This window comes from Novosphingobium sp. TK71 (genome assembly GCF_055361505.1).
In genome coordinates, this window is sequence record NZ_JBSZKA010000001.1 from 1,017,806 (window position 1) to 1,031,009 (window position 13,204).

The following is a 13,204-nucleotide window of genomic DNA, read 5'->3' on the forward strand; positions in this document are numbered from 1 at the left end:
CAACAGGACCGCAGGGCCGGGAACCGTCGGATTGCGTTTTCGCGTCGCTCATTCCGTTTGCACTCTGGCCGCAATCCTGTGGCCCGCAACCGGCGTTCTGGCGCAATCCGCCGAAGTGAATGTTCCCTCCCAGCCACTCTCCCGCGCCATCGCGCAACTGGGGCAGCAGGCCGGCGTGGAGATCCTGCTCAACACGCCCGGTCAGGAGCGCCGCCTTTCCAGAACCGTGAAAGGGCACCTTTCAGCGCGGGAAGCGCTACAGCGCATGATCCGCGGCATGGATCTGGAAACGAGGCAGGTCTCGCCGGGCGTCTACCTGGTGCTGGCTTCGCCCCGTGCCGAACGCCGCAAGGCCGAACGCCGCCCACCCACACCCGATCCCTCGCCCGATATCCTGGTCTCGGCACGGCGCAGGCCGGAACGGGAAATCGAAGTGCCGCTACAGGTGGTCCAGCGGGACGCCGAAACGCTCGACCGGGCCTCCATCCGAACTCTGGCCGATCTCGCCCGCATCACGCCCGGTTTCGTCGCGACGGGACAGACGTCTAGCGCCACGCCGCTCCTCGTCATGCGCGGCCAGCGCCGCTCGATCAGCGATGAGAACCGCCTGCCGCTGGTCGTCTATCAGGACGAGGTGCCGCTTCCCAACCAGGCCGCCGTCGCACCGCTTTACGACATGGCCTCGATCGAGGTGCTGCGCGGGCCGCAAGGCACCCTGTTCGGCCGCAACACCACCAGTGGCGCGGTGCAGCTCCATTCGGTCCTGCCGGGAAGCGGGGTGCCCGGCTATCTCGAAGCGGAGACTGGCACATATGGCCTGAGCCGGCTCGAAGGCGCCCTCGAACTGCCGCGGGAGGGGCCGTGGTCCTTGCGCGTATCCGGCCAGCGGATGCGGCGAAACGGCTATACGCACATGGCCTCGGGCGGACGGGCAGACACGGCCCACAGCGATGCCATGCGCGCGATGGTCCGCTTCGAACCCGAAAGTCCACTGCGATCGACCCTCAGCTTCGACATGCTGGACGCCGAAGAGATGGGCGCAGCGCTGATTCTTGCCGGGGTCTATGAAACCGGGAGCGCCCGCAATCCTGAAAACGTGCCCTATTTCGACTGCGGAAGCGGCGCATGCGACATCGACAGCTACTTCTCGATCCAGAAATCGCTCGGCCGGCGCACCTCGCAATCCGGAATCGCGCCGATCTATCGGCGGCGGTTCCGGGGGCTCGGCAACATCACCGAGTACGGTGACGAAGACCTGATGGTCCGCAATATTGTCGGCTGGCGATCCACCCGTGTTTTCTATGCGCTCGACGGGGACGGCACCCCGCTGGAAATCAACGATTCCACCACCCGTTCCGCCCATCATCAGTGGACGGAAGAATTCCAGCTTCAGGGCCGGCTGGGAAAGGTCCGCTACATCGCGGGCCTGTTCTATCTGGACAGCGCACCGTCCAGCGCGGTGCTGCAGGACGTCTCCCGGTTCGTCCGCCCGGACAATCCGCCCTTTCACGTCGCCAACTACCAGACCTTCCGCAGCGCCGCCGTTTTCGGGCAGGCGACTGTCCCGATCGGCGATGAACTGACCGCTGACCTCGGCCTGCGCTATACCGCCGAGCAGGTCAGCGGCTGCACGTTGCGCTCGCTGACGGCCCGGCCCGCGACCCGCGAGGCCTGCCTCGATGACGGCGGTTCCGCCGCGAAAGCCGCCTCGCAGCGACTGACATGGACTTTCGCCCTGACCCGCAAGCTCGGCGATCACAGTTTCTATCTCACCAGCAGACGGGCGTTCCGGTCCGGTGGATACAATACACCGCGCCTTGCCGGCACGCTGGCCCCCTACCAGACCTTCAAGCCGGAAACCCTGACCGATCTTGAAATTGGCGCCAAGGGGCGCTGGTCGGCCGGAAATCTTGGAGGATATTATTCGGCGGCGGCCTATGCCGGGCTTTACACCAATGTCCAGCGCGCGCTTTTCCCCGATCTCGACTTCGACGGCGATGGCGATATCACGACGGACCCGATCACGCTTTACATCAACAGCGCAAAAGCCCGCGTTGCCGGTTTCGATGGCGAATTTTCGGCCAACCTGGACACGCGCACCCATGTAACGCTCAGCGCCTCCTGGATCCACGCACGCTATACGGAAGTGGTCGCTCCGGCAGCCCTGATCTCGCTGCTGGGAACAGACCCGCTCAACAACCGCTTCACGTATACGCCCAGCTTCAGCGGAACTATGTCGCTTTCTCGCGAGGTGCCCCTGCCTCATCGGCTGGGCGAATTGAGCCTCGCTGCGGATTACAGCTACGTCAGCGCCGTCCGCTTCACCGAGCGGCCGAGCGAGACTTTCGGAACCCAGCCGGCTTACGGCCTGCTTGGCGCATCGATCACATGGCAGCGGATCGGCGGGATGCCGTGGGACCTGGAGATATGGGGCCGCAACCTGACCGACCGTTTCTACGCCAGCGGCGGCGGCACGCTCAATCCGGCTTATGCCGCCGCGACCATCATTCCCGGTCCGCCCAGGACCATGGGCCTGCGGCTGCGCTACACTTTCGAATAGCGCAGCCGCAGGCCCGTCGCTCAGGGCTGGACGAGTTCGGCCCGGGTCGCGCTTTCATTCTCGACGCGGGCAATGCCGGCCAGTTCCAGGCTCTGGAGGAAACCGCGCGTTACCCCGATGCGGAACGTGCCGCTGATCGGATGACGGGCCAGTGCCGGGCTGGCGACGATGATTTCCTGCGGACTGTAGCGGTTGATCTCCGCCACGGCATCCTTCAGTGGAACCTGGTCGAAACTGACAACACCCTTGCGCCAGGCAAGCTGCCGGTCGACATCGATGCTGCCGGTGCGGAACCTGCCGGAACTCCAGACAAGCTCCTGCCCGGGGGCAAGGATCGCCGATTGCGCAGGCTGTCCAGCGCTCGCGGGCATATCGACACGGACCTTTCCGTGCGCAAGCGTAACGCCGATGGTACCGCCGAAGTCCCGAACCGCAAAAGCGGTGCCCAGCGCAGTGACCTTCACCCCGCCCGCCTCGACCACGAACGGCTTGCGCGGGTTCTTCGCCACCTCGAAGAAGGCTTCGCCATTCCTGATGGAGGTGCTGCGCCGCGTATCGGTTTCGTTGACCGCAAGGGTGGAAGAGGTATTCGCCGTGATCGTCGACCCGTCCGTCATGCGGAAGGTCAACTGCTGGCCGATGCCGGTTGAAATGATCCGGCTGTCCGCCCCCGCAATCGCCGTGGCCGTCGCCGCAACTTCGGCGCTTTGTTGCCGCTGGTAGACGACACCGGCGGTCAGCACCGCGACAGCTGCAACCGCGGCCGCCAGCGGACGCTGCCACCGGCCACGTGAGCGGCGGTTGGCCAGCGCGCGTTCGCGGATCGCCAGGATGCGCGCATCCGTTCGCATCGCGGCGGTCTCTTCCCATGCGCGCTCGACGCGCGCCCAGGCCACGCGATTGCCCTCGTCACGGGCGTGCCAGCGCTCGAAATCATCGTAATCCTGCGCGGTCGCCCGAGGCGAACGGAACAGGCTGAAATAGGCGGCCGCCGTCGCTTCGGGGGAATCGATCTGTTCCAGAGCGCGGGCATCGAAGGGCCGGGGATCGATGGACTTGCTCATGGCAGATCCCTCGCAGCCAGGAAGCGAACGGCCTTCATCAGGTGCCGCCCGACTGCACTGTTAGAAAGGCCGAGATGCTCTCCGATCGCATCGTAGGACATCTCCTCGAAGCGGTGGAGGACGAAGACGTCGCGCGTCAGTCCGGGCATTTCCTCAAGCGCATTGACCAGCCGGTCCACGTCCTCGCGCCCACGCAAGACACGCTCGGGCGTCAGTTCCTCTACCGGGTGGAACGTCTCGGTCAGTTCGAAATGCGCGCTACGGTGGCGGACCTGATCGCGGCGCGCGCGGTCGGTCAGCACACTGGCCGCGACCTGGAACAGGTAACCCTCGACATTGGCGATCGGATCGGTCTGCCCGCGCACGTGCATGCGCACCAGCACGTCCTGCACGAGATCGTCCACATCGCCGGGCACCGCCCGCTTGGCGATGTACCGCCGCAAGGCCGGGACGTGCGCCGAGAGATCCGGCGCCTCCACGCGTTCGTTCGGCGATGTCCTGCGCAGCGAGAAAATGACGTCGATCCTTCGATCCGGAAACCGCCTCTCCTTAGCCGCGCAGCCGGCGAAACGTCACCCGGAATATTTTTTCATCGAAAGCGAATGATCCGCGCTGGACTGCGTCTTGCGACTATCGGCCTGCGATCAGGGACAGGCCGGATAGATAAGGAAATAGAACAATATGTCCTGTCGTAGCCTTTCCGCATTGCTGCTTGCCTCTTCGTTCCTGGCCATTTCGGCCCCGGTCGCCCAGGCCCAGGAAACCGCCTCGCGCGTATCCGACGAGCCCGGCGGCGAAATCTTCGTCACCGCCCGCCGCCGCGAGGAAAGCGCCCAGACCGTTCCCGTCTCGGTGACCGCCTTCAACGAGGAAATGCTGCGCGAAAAGGCGATCGTCAGCACGCAGGACCTCACTTACACGACGCCGGGTCTCAACGTCGCTCCGCAGACCTCGCGCGATACGCCCAGCATCGTCATCCGCGGCCAGCGCCGCGCGACGGCAGGCGCGGCCGCGCCTTCGGTCGTCACCTACTTCGCCGACGTGCCGCTGCCCAATGAAGGCTCCATCGTGCCGACGTTCGACGTCGGCTCGATCCAGGTCCTCAAGGGCCCGCAGGGCACTCTGTTCGGCCGCAACACCACCGGCGGCGCACTGCTGCTCTATCCTACCGCGCCGGATTACGACTTCGGCGGCTACGGGCAGGTCACGCTCGGCTCCTACAACGAGCGGACCTTCGAAGGCGCGGTCAATGTGCCGATCATGGACGAACACGTCGCCCTGCGTCTGGCCGGACAGGTCGCGCGCCGCGACGGCTACACCAAGAACCACGGCATCGGCGGCAACCTTGACGACCGCAACAACAACGCCTTCCGTGCCTCGCTGCTGGTGGAACCGGTCGAGGGCCTCAAGAACGTGACGGTGTTCGACTGGTACCGCGCGCGGGAGAACGGCACCGGCCTCGTGCTCAACGGCGTTTACCCTAACCCCGCCGTCTCCGGTGGCGGCACCGCGCGCACGGCGGCCAACGCGCCTTACTTCGACTGCGGCGTCGCCGGCTGCGACATCGACATCGCCCTGTCCGAGCAACAGGCCGCCGGCGTGCGCGACGTGTCGACCAGCATCGATCCTTATTCGAACCGCACGTTCTGGGGCCTTGCCAATACCACCACGCTCGATGTCGGCACGGTCACCTTCAAGAACATCTTCGGCTACCGCAGCAGCAAGGTAGACGGTGCTCGCGACATGGACGGCACTTACCTTGCCCTCTACGACGGCGTGTCCAACACCAATGTCCAGCAGTACTCGAACGAGTTCCAGGCCATGGGCAAGCTGTTCGCAGACAAGCTCGACTGGATCGTCGGTGCATTCTACCTGAAGAGCGACCCGAACGGCGTGAACGGCAGCGTCACCTATTCTGCCGTGATCCCGGGCAAGACCTTCACCTATAACGAGAACTACAACACCTCGACCAGCAAGGCGCTGTTCGGCCAGATCGGCTATGCCTTCGGCGGATTTGCGGAAGGCCTGCGCTTCAACGGCGGGTTCCGCTACACCTGGGACAAGTCCTCGGGCTGCTCGGTGGCGGCGCTGGATACGGCGGCACGTATCGGGCCGGACGCCTGCGAGGATCGCGGCGGCAAGACCGGCTCCGAAAGCTCCAAGGCGCCGACCTGGACACTGGGCTTCGACTACAAGGTCAACGACGACCTGTTCCTCTACGTCACCAACCGCCGGGGCTACCGTTCGGCTGGTTACAACCAGAGCGGGCTGTCCTCCTACTTCGACGGTTTCGAGACCTTCAAGCCCGAGAAGGTCACCGACTATGAAGCCGGCATCAAGTCGAGCTGGCAGCTCGGCGACGTGAAGGGCCGCTTCAACATCGCCGCCTACACCAGCAAGTACAACAACATCCAGCGCTCGATCTTCCCCGGCGCGGATTTCGACGGCGACGGCAACTCCGCCAACGACCCCAGCAGCCTGATCATCAACGCCGCCAAGGCGACGATCCAGGGCACCGAGTTCGACTTCTCGGTCACGCCGGTTCACGGCTTCACCCTCTCGGGCTTCGGCGCCTATACCGACGCCAAGTACGACGAGTACGATGCCCCGGCCGCCTTCATCCCGCTGCTGGGCAACAATCCGGTCAACAACAAGTTCTCCTACACCCCCAAGTGGACCGTGGGCGGCGGCGCGCGTTACGCGCATGACCTGGGCGAGTTCGCGGAACTGGTGTTCAACGCCAACTGGTTCCACAGCACCAAGGTCTGGTACGTCGAGCGCCCGCTGGATACCAACGGCATCCAGAAGGCCTACGACACCGTCAACCTGAAGCTTGACCTCAACGACATCGAGGGCCGGGGCATCGATATCGGCTTCTTCATCCGCAACCTGTTCGACGTGACTTACGCGGCGGCCGGCGGCGTGGTGACCCCCTCGATCACTTCGACCACGCTGGTCTACAACGAACCGCGCGTGTTCGGCGCCCAGCTTCGCGTCTCGTTCGGGAAGCGCTGATTTACTGCCTGTCCCGCGCGGTTCGCCGATCCGCGCGGGACAATTTCGATACGACCTTCAATGAGGATGTGCTCATGAAATCCCTCGTTCGTACCGCCCTGTTCCTGCTCGCCGCCAGCGCCAGCGTTCCCGCTCTGGCCGGGCCGCTTGCCGATGCCGACCGCACCACGATCCTGGCCGACGTCGATCGCGGCTCTGCCGCCATGTCACGCAATGCGCTTCAGATCTGGTCCTGGGCCGAAGTCGGCTTCCAGGAAACCAAAAGTTCCGGGCTGCTTCAGAAGGAGCTGAAGACCGCCGGCTTCCAGGTCACGCCCGGCGCCGCCGGAATGCCCACCGCCTTCGTCGCCAGCTTCAGGACCGGTGACGGACCCGTCATCGGCATCCTTGCCGAATTCGATGCCCTGCCCGGCCTCGCCCAGGCTGCCGAGCCGGAGCGCCATGCGCTTGACGGCATTGCCGGCCATGCCTGCGGCCACAACCTGTTCGGCGCCGCCTCCATCGCCGCTGCCATCGCCACCAAGAACTGGATGGTCGCCCACGGCATCAAGGGCGAACTGCGTGTCTATGGCGCGCCTGCCGAAGAGGGCGGTTCGGGCAAGGTCTTCCTCGTCCGTTCGGGCCTGACCAAGGACGTCTCCGCCATGCTGCACTGGCATGCGGGTGACGGCTACAGCGCCATGCAGGGCCATGCCCTTGCCAATGTCAGCGCCAAGTTCCGCTTCCACGGGATCGCCTCGCACGCGGCCGCCGCGCCCGAACGCGGCCGCTCCGCGCTGGATGCGGTCGAGGCGATGGACAACATGGTCAACATGATGCGCGAGCACGTCCCGCAGGAAACCCGCATTCATTACGTCATCACCGATGGCGGCAAGGCACCCAACGTCGTGCCCGACACGGCCGAAGTCTACTACTACGTCCGCCACCCCGACCAGCAGCAGGTGGCCGAGATCATGGAGCGCGTGAAGAAGGCCGCAGAAGGCGCCGCGCTCGGCACCGGCACAACGTTGGAGTACAACCAGATCGGCGGCACTTTCGACCTGCTGCCGAACGACACGCTCGGCCATGTGATGTACGAGAACCTCAAGCAGGTGCCGCTGCCCGCCTACACGGCGCAGGAACAGGCCTTCATCGACAAGATCAGCGCCACCCTGCCCAAGGGCGGCCGCAAGAGCACACCGGGCGTCGCCCCCTATAGCAGCGGCGAGATCATGTCGGCCTCCACCGACGTCGGCGACGTCAGCTACACGACCCCCACCGCCGGGCTGTCCGCGGGCACCTGGGCGCCGGGCACCCCGCCGCACAGCTGGCAGGCTGTTGCGGCCAGCGGCAACAGCGTCGGCACCAAGGGCGCCGAAGTGGCCGCCAAGGCGCTTGCCCTCACCGCCGCGCAACTGTTCCAGAGCCCCGATACGCTGGCCGCCGCCAAGGCCGAACTCGACGAGCGCCGCGGTCCGAACTTTGTCTACCGCTCGCTGCTCGGCGACAAGGCCCCTTCGCTGGATTACCGCAAGGGGTCTGCCACCAAGGATTGACCGGACCCATCCTGACCCCGGTTCCGCCCATCCCGGCGGAACCGGGTCCTTTTTTGGGCCCCGCCCCTCTTCCAAAGAGTACTGCCTATGTCACGTCGCCTGACGACCCTGATCGTCGCCGGGATGGTATCCGGCGTCTGCGCCGGATTTGCCGCCAACCAGATCGTCGGCGGATCGGCCGAAACCGCCGGGCAAGTGGCGGGCTACTTCCACCTCCTTGCCGACATTTTCCTGCACCTCATAAAGATGATCATCGCGCCGCTGGTGTTTTCCACGCTGGTCGCGGGGGTTGCGCATATGGGAGACAGCGGCGCATTGGGCCGGATCGGCGGGCGAGCCATGGCCTGGTTCGTGATCGCAAGCCTGATCTCGCTGACGCTGGGCCTGGTATTCGTGAACCTCTTCACCCCCGGCGAGGGGCTGGACCTCGTGCGCTCTGCCACGAACGTCGACGCGCCCGTCAATGGCAGTGCCCTGAATTTGCGTGACTTCGTGCTGCACGTGTTCCCGACATCGATGGTCGGCGCGATGGCAGACAATTCGGTGCTCCAGATCGTGGTCTTCTCGCTCTTCATCGGCGTGGGCCTCACGGCGCTGGGCGATGTCGGCAAGCCGGTGGTGGTGCTGATAGAGACCATGGCCCAACTCATGCTGAAAGTGACCGGCTACGTCATGCGGGTCGCGCCGCTGGCCGTGTTCGGCGCGCTGGCGGCGGCCGTGACGACCGAGGGGCTCGGCGTGCTCAGGACCTTCGGCACGCTGGTGGGCGAATTCTACCTTGCGCTCATGGCGCTCTGGGTTCTCCTGCTGGCCGCGGGCGCGCTATTCCTCGGCAAGCGCATCTTCTCGCTGATCCGCCATGTGCGCGAACCGGTGCTGCTCGCCTTTTCGACCGCCTCTTCCGAGGCGGCCTATCCCAAGATGCTGGAACAACTGGACCGTTTCGGCGTGCCCCGGCGCATCTACAGCTTCATCCTGCCACTGGGCTACAGCTTCAACCTAGACGGCTCGATGATGTACGCCACTTTCGCGACGATGTTCATCGCGCAAGCTTACGGCATAGACCTGCCGCTCATGACGCAGATCACGATCCTGCTGGTGCTGATGGTGACGAGCAAGGGCATCGCGGCGGTCCCCCGCGCCTCGCTGGTGGTGGTCGCCGCCACGCTGGCGCAGTTCGACTTGCCGGTCGAAGGCGTGGCCTTCATCCTTGCTGTCGATCACTTCATGGACATGGGCCGCACCGCCACCAACGTCCTGGGCAACGCCATCGCCACCTCGGTCATCACCCAATGGGAAGGTCTGCTGGCGCCCGAGAGCGAGGGCGAGCGTCCTGTTCCCGCCGTGGCCGAAGCGGACATTGCGAAGATCGCCCTGCCGTAACCTGCCTCGCAAACCGCCGGAGCCGCGTTCACACCTCGACCCACGGGCAGAATCGCCTATCAGGGGAACATCATGAGTTCCCAACCATCCTCCGTTGCCAGCCAGCGCATCGCCGATATCCTCGCAGAGCGTATCCTCTCGGGCGATCTGCGGCCGGGAACCCGGATCAAGCAGGACGAACTGGCGGCGGAGCTGGAAACCAGCCGCATCCCGGTGCGCGATGCCCTGCGGATGCTGGAAGCACGCGGCCTCGTCACCATGCGCCCCAACACCGGGGCCCGGGTGACGAGCCTGACGATGCGCGATCTCGAAGTCTCGTTCGAGATACGCGCCAGGGTGGAGCCGCTGCTGCTGGCGGAAAGCGTGCCCAACCTGACAGAACAGGACCTGGCCGACCTCAAGGAGGTGATGGAGCGGATCGAGCAGGTTTCCGACCTTGACGAGACGATCGCGCTGGGCCGCGAGTTTCACTGGATCACCTATCGCCGCCACGATACGCCGCTGCTCGCGCAGATCGTCGAGCGCGTCTGGGATACAACGCAGAGCTATCGCCGGGCCTACATGAAGCTGTCGCTCGGCAGCGGCAATCGCACGCACGACGTGGAACACCGGCTGCTCTATGACGCGATAAGCCGCCGCGAAGTGGAAACCGCACAGGCCGTCCTCGTCATGCATATCGGCCGCACGCGGATCGGGCTGGAGCGCTATGCCCACCTGTTGAGCCAGTCCGACGCAAAGACCAAGCCCCCCCGCGCCTGACGCCAATCGGATTGGCGCGGGACGCATTTTTCGCGCGCGCGAAGGGGATAGAAACTCCTCAGATGCTAGCCGAACAGATCGGACGTCCCGGCACCGGCATCTCCACCCGGTAAACGGTGCCGGTGCTCGATTCCGTGAAGTAGAGCCATTTGTTGCCCGGTCCGCCATATGCCGCATTGGTGGTATAGCGCCCCTCCGGCACATCGATCCGCAGCATCGGCTCGCCCCGGTTGCTGAACAGCCAGACCGCGCCGAAACCGACATGGCAGACGACGAGATTGTCATCCTCGTCGATCGTCAGTCCGTCCGGCCCGGAGCCGCCGGACATCTGGATATAGGTCCCCACCTTGCTGATCACCGCACCGTCGTTGACCAGTGGGCACCGCCATACGGCATTGGCGCGGGTAACCGCCAGGAACAGCGCCGTCTCGGCCTTGTTCAGCACGAGCCCGTTGGGACTGGGAATCCGGTCCAGCAGCAATTCGGGCTGCCCCGTCCCGGCGCGCACGCGGAACAACCGGCCATTGGGGTTCTGCCAGCCCGACTGGCCCTGGTCGGTGAAGTAGATATCGCCATTGCGCGCGATCGTCAGGTCGTTGCAGCCAAGGAAAGGTTCGAGCAGGTAGCGGTCGAACCATGTTTCCGCCTTTCCGCTCTGCAAGTCGCAAACGACCATGCCCTTGTGATGGTCCGCCACCAGCAGCCGTCCATCGGCGAGGAACTTCATGCCGTTCGGCTGCCCATCGTATTCGAAACCCAGTTCGCAGGTTCCGTCGGGCGCGATCCGGAACAGCCGTCCCCAGGGAATATCGGTAACCCACAGGTTCCCCTGCGCATCGAACACCGGTCCTTCGAGAAACACCGGCGCTGCCGCACCGTGAAGCTGGACCCTGGCCCATTCGGTCGTCTCGCCGTGCCGGCGGAATTTCTCGGGAATACGGCAGAAGGGTTCCGCCATGACGGCGGGCGGGGCAGCGAACATCGCATTCTCCTCTCAGCCGATCGCCCGGACGAAAAACGGACAGATCGGATACATCTCTTTGCGGAAAGACCTAATAGGAGTTGACCGCGCGGGAAAGAGCTTTCACGAGACACTCAAGCCACAAACGTATACATAATCGTCGTGGAGAGGAGATTCAGCCGTGAGTTCCCGCGAACTCGTATGCATTATCGATCCTATCCACCCTATCGGCGTGGAAAGGCTGAGCGCCCGCCATGACATTATCGCTCCGGCGAACTGGCGCGAGGACGCAAGGCTTCGCGAAACCAGCGTGATCGTCATCCGCACCAGCCCGTTGGGGCCGGAGATTTTCGGTGCGATGCCCCGCCTCAAGGCCATCGTGAAACACGGTGCGGGCGTAGACAACATCGCCATTCCGGCAGCCAGCGCGCAGGGCGTGATGGTGGCCAACACGCCGGGCGGCAACAACTCCACCGCCGTGGCCGAAGGCGCGGTCTCGATGATGCTCTCGTTGCTGCGCCAGTCCCGCGAGATGGACGCACTGGTGCGCGGCAATCGCTGGGACGAGCGCTGGCAAATCCGCCTCGGAGACCTGACCGGCGCGAAAGTCGGACTGATCGGCTTCGGCCGCATCGCCCGCTGCGTCGCACGCATATGCAGCGCCGGTTTCGGAGCCGAAGTTGCGGCGTTCGATCCGATGGTGCCGGATGAGGACATGCGCGCCGCCGGGGTCGAACCCCTGCCCCTCGAACGGATTCTCCAGCGCGACATCGTCTCGATCCACACTCCGCTCAGCGAAGGCACGCGCAACCTGATCGACACTGTCGAACTCGGCCTGATGGCACCGCATGCGATCCTGGTGAACTGCTCGCGCGGGGGCATCGTCAATGAGGCCGCGCTCGCCGAGGCGCTCAGATCCGGCCAGATCGCGGGAGCCGGGATCGACGTTTTCGAAGCCGAACCGCCGTCCCCGGACAACCCCTTGTTCGGCCTGACCAACTGCATGCTCTCACCGCATGTCGCCGGCGTCACCGAGGCGGGCATGAAGGACATGGCGCTCCACGTCGCCAGCGTCGTCGACTGCGTAAGCCGCGGAGAACGACCCGCGACCCTCCTCAATCCGGAGATTTCCGAATGACCGCTCCGCTCAAGTCCGTGATCTACAAGCGTATCCCCCGGCCCGATCCCGAGCTTGTAGCCCGCGCAGCCCGGTTCGGCGTGGCCGATCTCCACGAAGGCCTTGGCGAGATCGCCGGCCGCATGTGCCTGATGAGCCCGGCGATGGCCCCCATCTCCCCCGGCCAGAAGCTCTGCGGCCCCGCCGTCACGGCGTGGAATTTTCCCGGCGACAATCTTGCCATTCACGCAGCTCTCTACGTGGCGGAAGCCGGCGACGTGCTGGTGCTGACGAATGGCGGCGGCCATCAAGGGGCGCTTTGGGGTGACGTGGCCTGCACTTACGCTCGCCGCAAAGGCCTTGCCGGCACTGTCGTCCATGGCGCCATGCGGGACGTCGATGCCATTCGCGAGCTCGACTACCCGGTCTGGTCCACGGCCGTTTCCGTCGAGCACCCGAAGAAACGCGGCCCGGTTGCGGTCAACGTGCCGTTGGTGGCGGACGGCGTACTGGTCGAACCGGGCGACGTCGTGGTCGGCGATTCCGATGGAGTGCTCGTCATCCCGCGCGCCCACCTTCTGCAAACGGTTGAAAGCGCTGAGAAACGCGCGGCTGCCGAAGTCGAGTTCCGCCGCCGCATCGGCGAGGGCGAAGTGTTGTTCGAGGTGCTCGGCATGGACAAGGTCATCGCCGATCTCGGCATCGAAATTCACGACTGCACCTGGGGAGGGGACCTCTAGGAGGTCCGGCAGGGGCGGCCGGGGCCGGCTTGCGCCGGTTCCGGCCGCATCCCCCGCCTACGGGATGCAG

10 protein-coding genes are annotated in these 13,204 nt (G+C 65.1%); 7 read left to right on the forward strand and 3 right to left on the reverse strand.

Translation table 11 applies throughout. The features are described from left to right. Positions 1 to 115: 115 nt before the first annotated feature. Positions 116 to 2,560 (forward strand): TonB-dependent receptor, encoded by a 2,445-nt coding sequence (locus ACXJ16_RS20630; RefSeq protein ID WP_463923212.1) that lies wholly within the window; start codon positions 116 to 118, stop codon positions 2,558 to 2,560. Positions 2,561 to 2,580: 20 nt separating this feature from the next. On the opposite strand, the gene ACXJ16_RS20635 is transcribed toward ACXJ16_RS20630, so the two are convergent. Next, positions 2,581 to 3,624 (reverse strand): FecR family protein, encoded by a 1,044-nt coding sequence (locus tag ACXJ16_RS20635; protein WP_185999804.1) that lies wholly within the window; start codon positions 3,622 to 3,624, stop codon positions 2,581 to 2,583. After that, a complete protein-coding gene (locus ACXJ16_RS20640) occupies positions 3,621 to 4,103 on the reverse strand; it encodes an RNA polymerase sigma factor (protein ID WP_054439062.1) in 483 nt (160 codons plus the stop codon). Before ACXJ16_RS20640 ends, ACXJ16_RS20635 begins: the two co-directional genes overlap by 4 nt. Before the next feature lie 202 nt (positions 4,104 to 4,305). Here ACXJ16_RS20640 and ACXJ16_RS20645 point away from each other — a divergent pair, with 202 nt between their 5' ends. From ACXJ16_RS20645 to ACXJ16_RS20660, 4 genes are all read left to right on the forward strand, one after another. Beyond that, complete coding sequence (locus ACXJ16_RS20645) at positions 4,306 to 6,639, forward strand: TonB-dependent receptor (protein ID WP_463923213.1); 2,334 nt, start codon at positions 4,306 to 4,308, stop codon at positions 6,637 to 6,639. Positions 6,640 to 6,713: 74 nt separating this feature from the next. After that, entirely contained in the window at positions 6,714 to 8,174 is a 1,461-nt protein-coding gene (locus ACXJ16_RS20650) for an amidohydrolase (protein WP_463923214.1), read from the forward strand. Positions 8,175 to 8,261: 87 nt separating this feature from the next. Continuing rightward, the gene (locus ACXJ16_RS20655; protein ID WP_463923215.1) at positions 8,262 to 9,557 is read left to right on the forward strand and encodes a dicarboxylate/amino acid:cation symporter; all 1,296 of its coding nucleotides are present in this window, start codon (positions 8,262 to 8,264) and stop codon (positions 9,555 to 9,557) included. Positions 9,558 to 9,629: 72 nt separating this feature from the next. Further along, entirely contained in the window at positions 9,630 to 10,316 is a 687-nt protein-coding gene (locus tag ACXJ16_RS20660; protein WP_185999809.1) for a GntR family transcriptional regulator, read from the forward strand. 58 nt (positions 10,317 to 10,374) lie between these two features. Here the strand turns inward: ACXJ16_RS20660 and ACXJ16_RS20665 are convergent, their stop codons facing one another. Continuing rightward, positions 10,375 to 11,298 carry an SMP-30/gluconolactonase/LRE family protein gene (locus tag ACXJ16_RS20665; RefSeq protein WP_454798263.1) on the reverse strand — a complete coding sequence of 308 codons (924 nt, stop codon included), beginning with the start codon at positions 11,296 to 11,298 and terminating at the stop codon, positions 10,375 to 10,377. A gap of 160 nt (positions 11,299 to 11,458) precedes the next feature. Here ACXJ16_RS20665 and ACXJ16_RS20670 point away from each other — a divergent pair, with 160 nt between their 5' ends. Both ACXJ16_RS20670 and ACXJ16_RS20675 read left to right on the forward strand, forming a co-directional pair. Next, the gene (locus tag ACXJ16_RS20670) at positions 11,459 to 12,415 is read left to right on the forward strand and encodes a hydroxyacid dehydrogenase (RefSeq protein WP_185999811.1); all 957 of its coding nucleotides are present in this window, start codon (positions 11,459 to 11,461) and stop codon (positions 12,413 to 12,415) included. Further along, on the forward strand, positions 12,412 to 13,134 hold the full coding sequence (locus tag ACXJ16_RS20675) for a 4-carboxy-4-hydroxy-2-oxoadipate aldolase/oxaloacetate decarboxylase (protein WP_054439070.1): 723 nt from the start codon (positions 12,412 to 12,414) through the stop codon (positions 13,132 to 13,134). The genes ACXJ16_RS20670 and ACXJ16_RS20675 overlap by 4 nt, the downstream gene beginning before the upstream one ends. Positions 13,135 to 13,204 lie beyond the last annotated feature (70 nt).

Coding starts and splice junctions, on each gene's coding strand:
- ACXJ16_RS20635 (WP_185999804.1), bottom strand. CDS start 3,624: ATGAGCAAGTCCATCGATCCCCGGCCCTTCGATGCCCGCGCTCTGGAA.
- ACXJ16_RS20645 (WP_463923213.1), top strand. CDS start 4,306: ATGTCCTGTCGTAGCCTTTCCGCATTGCTGCTTGCCTCTTCGTTCCTG.
- ACXJ16_RS20650 (WP_463923214.1), top strand. CDS start 6,714: ATGAAATCCCTCGTTCGTACCGCCCTGTTCCTGCTCGCCGCCAGCGCC.
- ACXJ16_RS20655 (WP_463923215.1), top strand. CDS start 8,262: ATGTCACGTCGCCTGACGACCCTGATCGTCGCCGGGATGGTATCCGGC.
- ACXJ16_RS20660 (WP_185999809.1), top strand. CDS start 9,630: ATGAGTTCCCAACCATCCTCCGTTGCCAGCCAGCGCATCGCCGATATC.
- ACXJ16_RS20665 (WP_454798263.1), bottom strand. CDS start 11,298: ATGTTCGCTGCCCCGCCCGCCGTCATGGCGGAACCCTTCTGCCGTATT.
- ACXJ16_RS20675 (WP_054439070.1), top strand. CDS start 12,412: ATGACCGCTCCGCTCAAGTCCGTGATCTACAAGCGTATCCCCCGGCCC.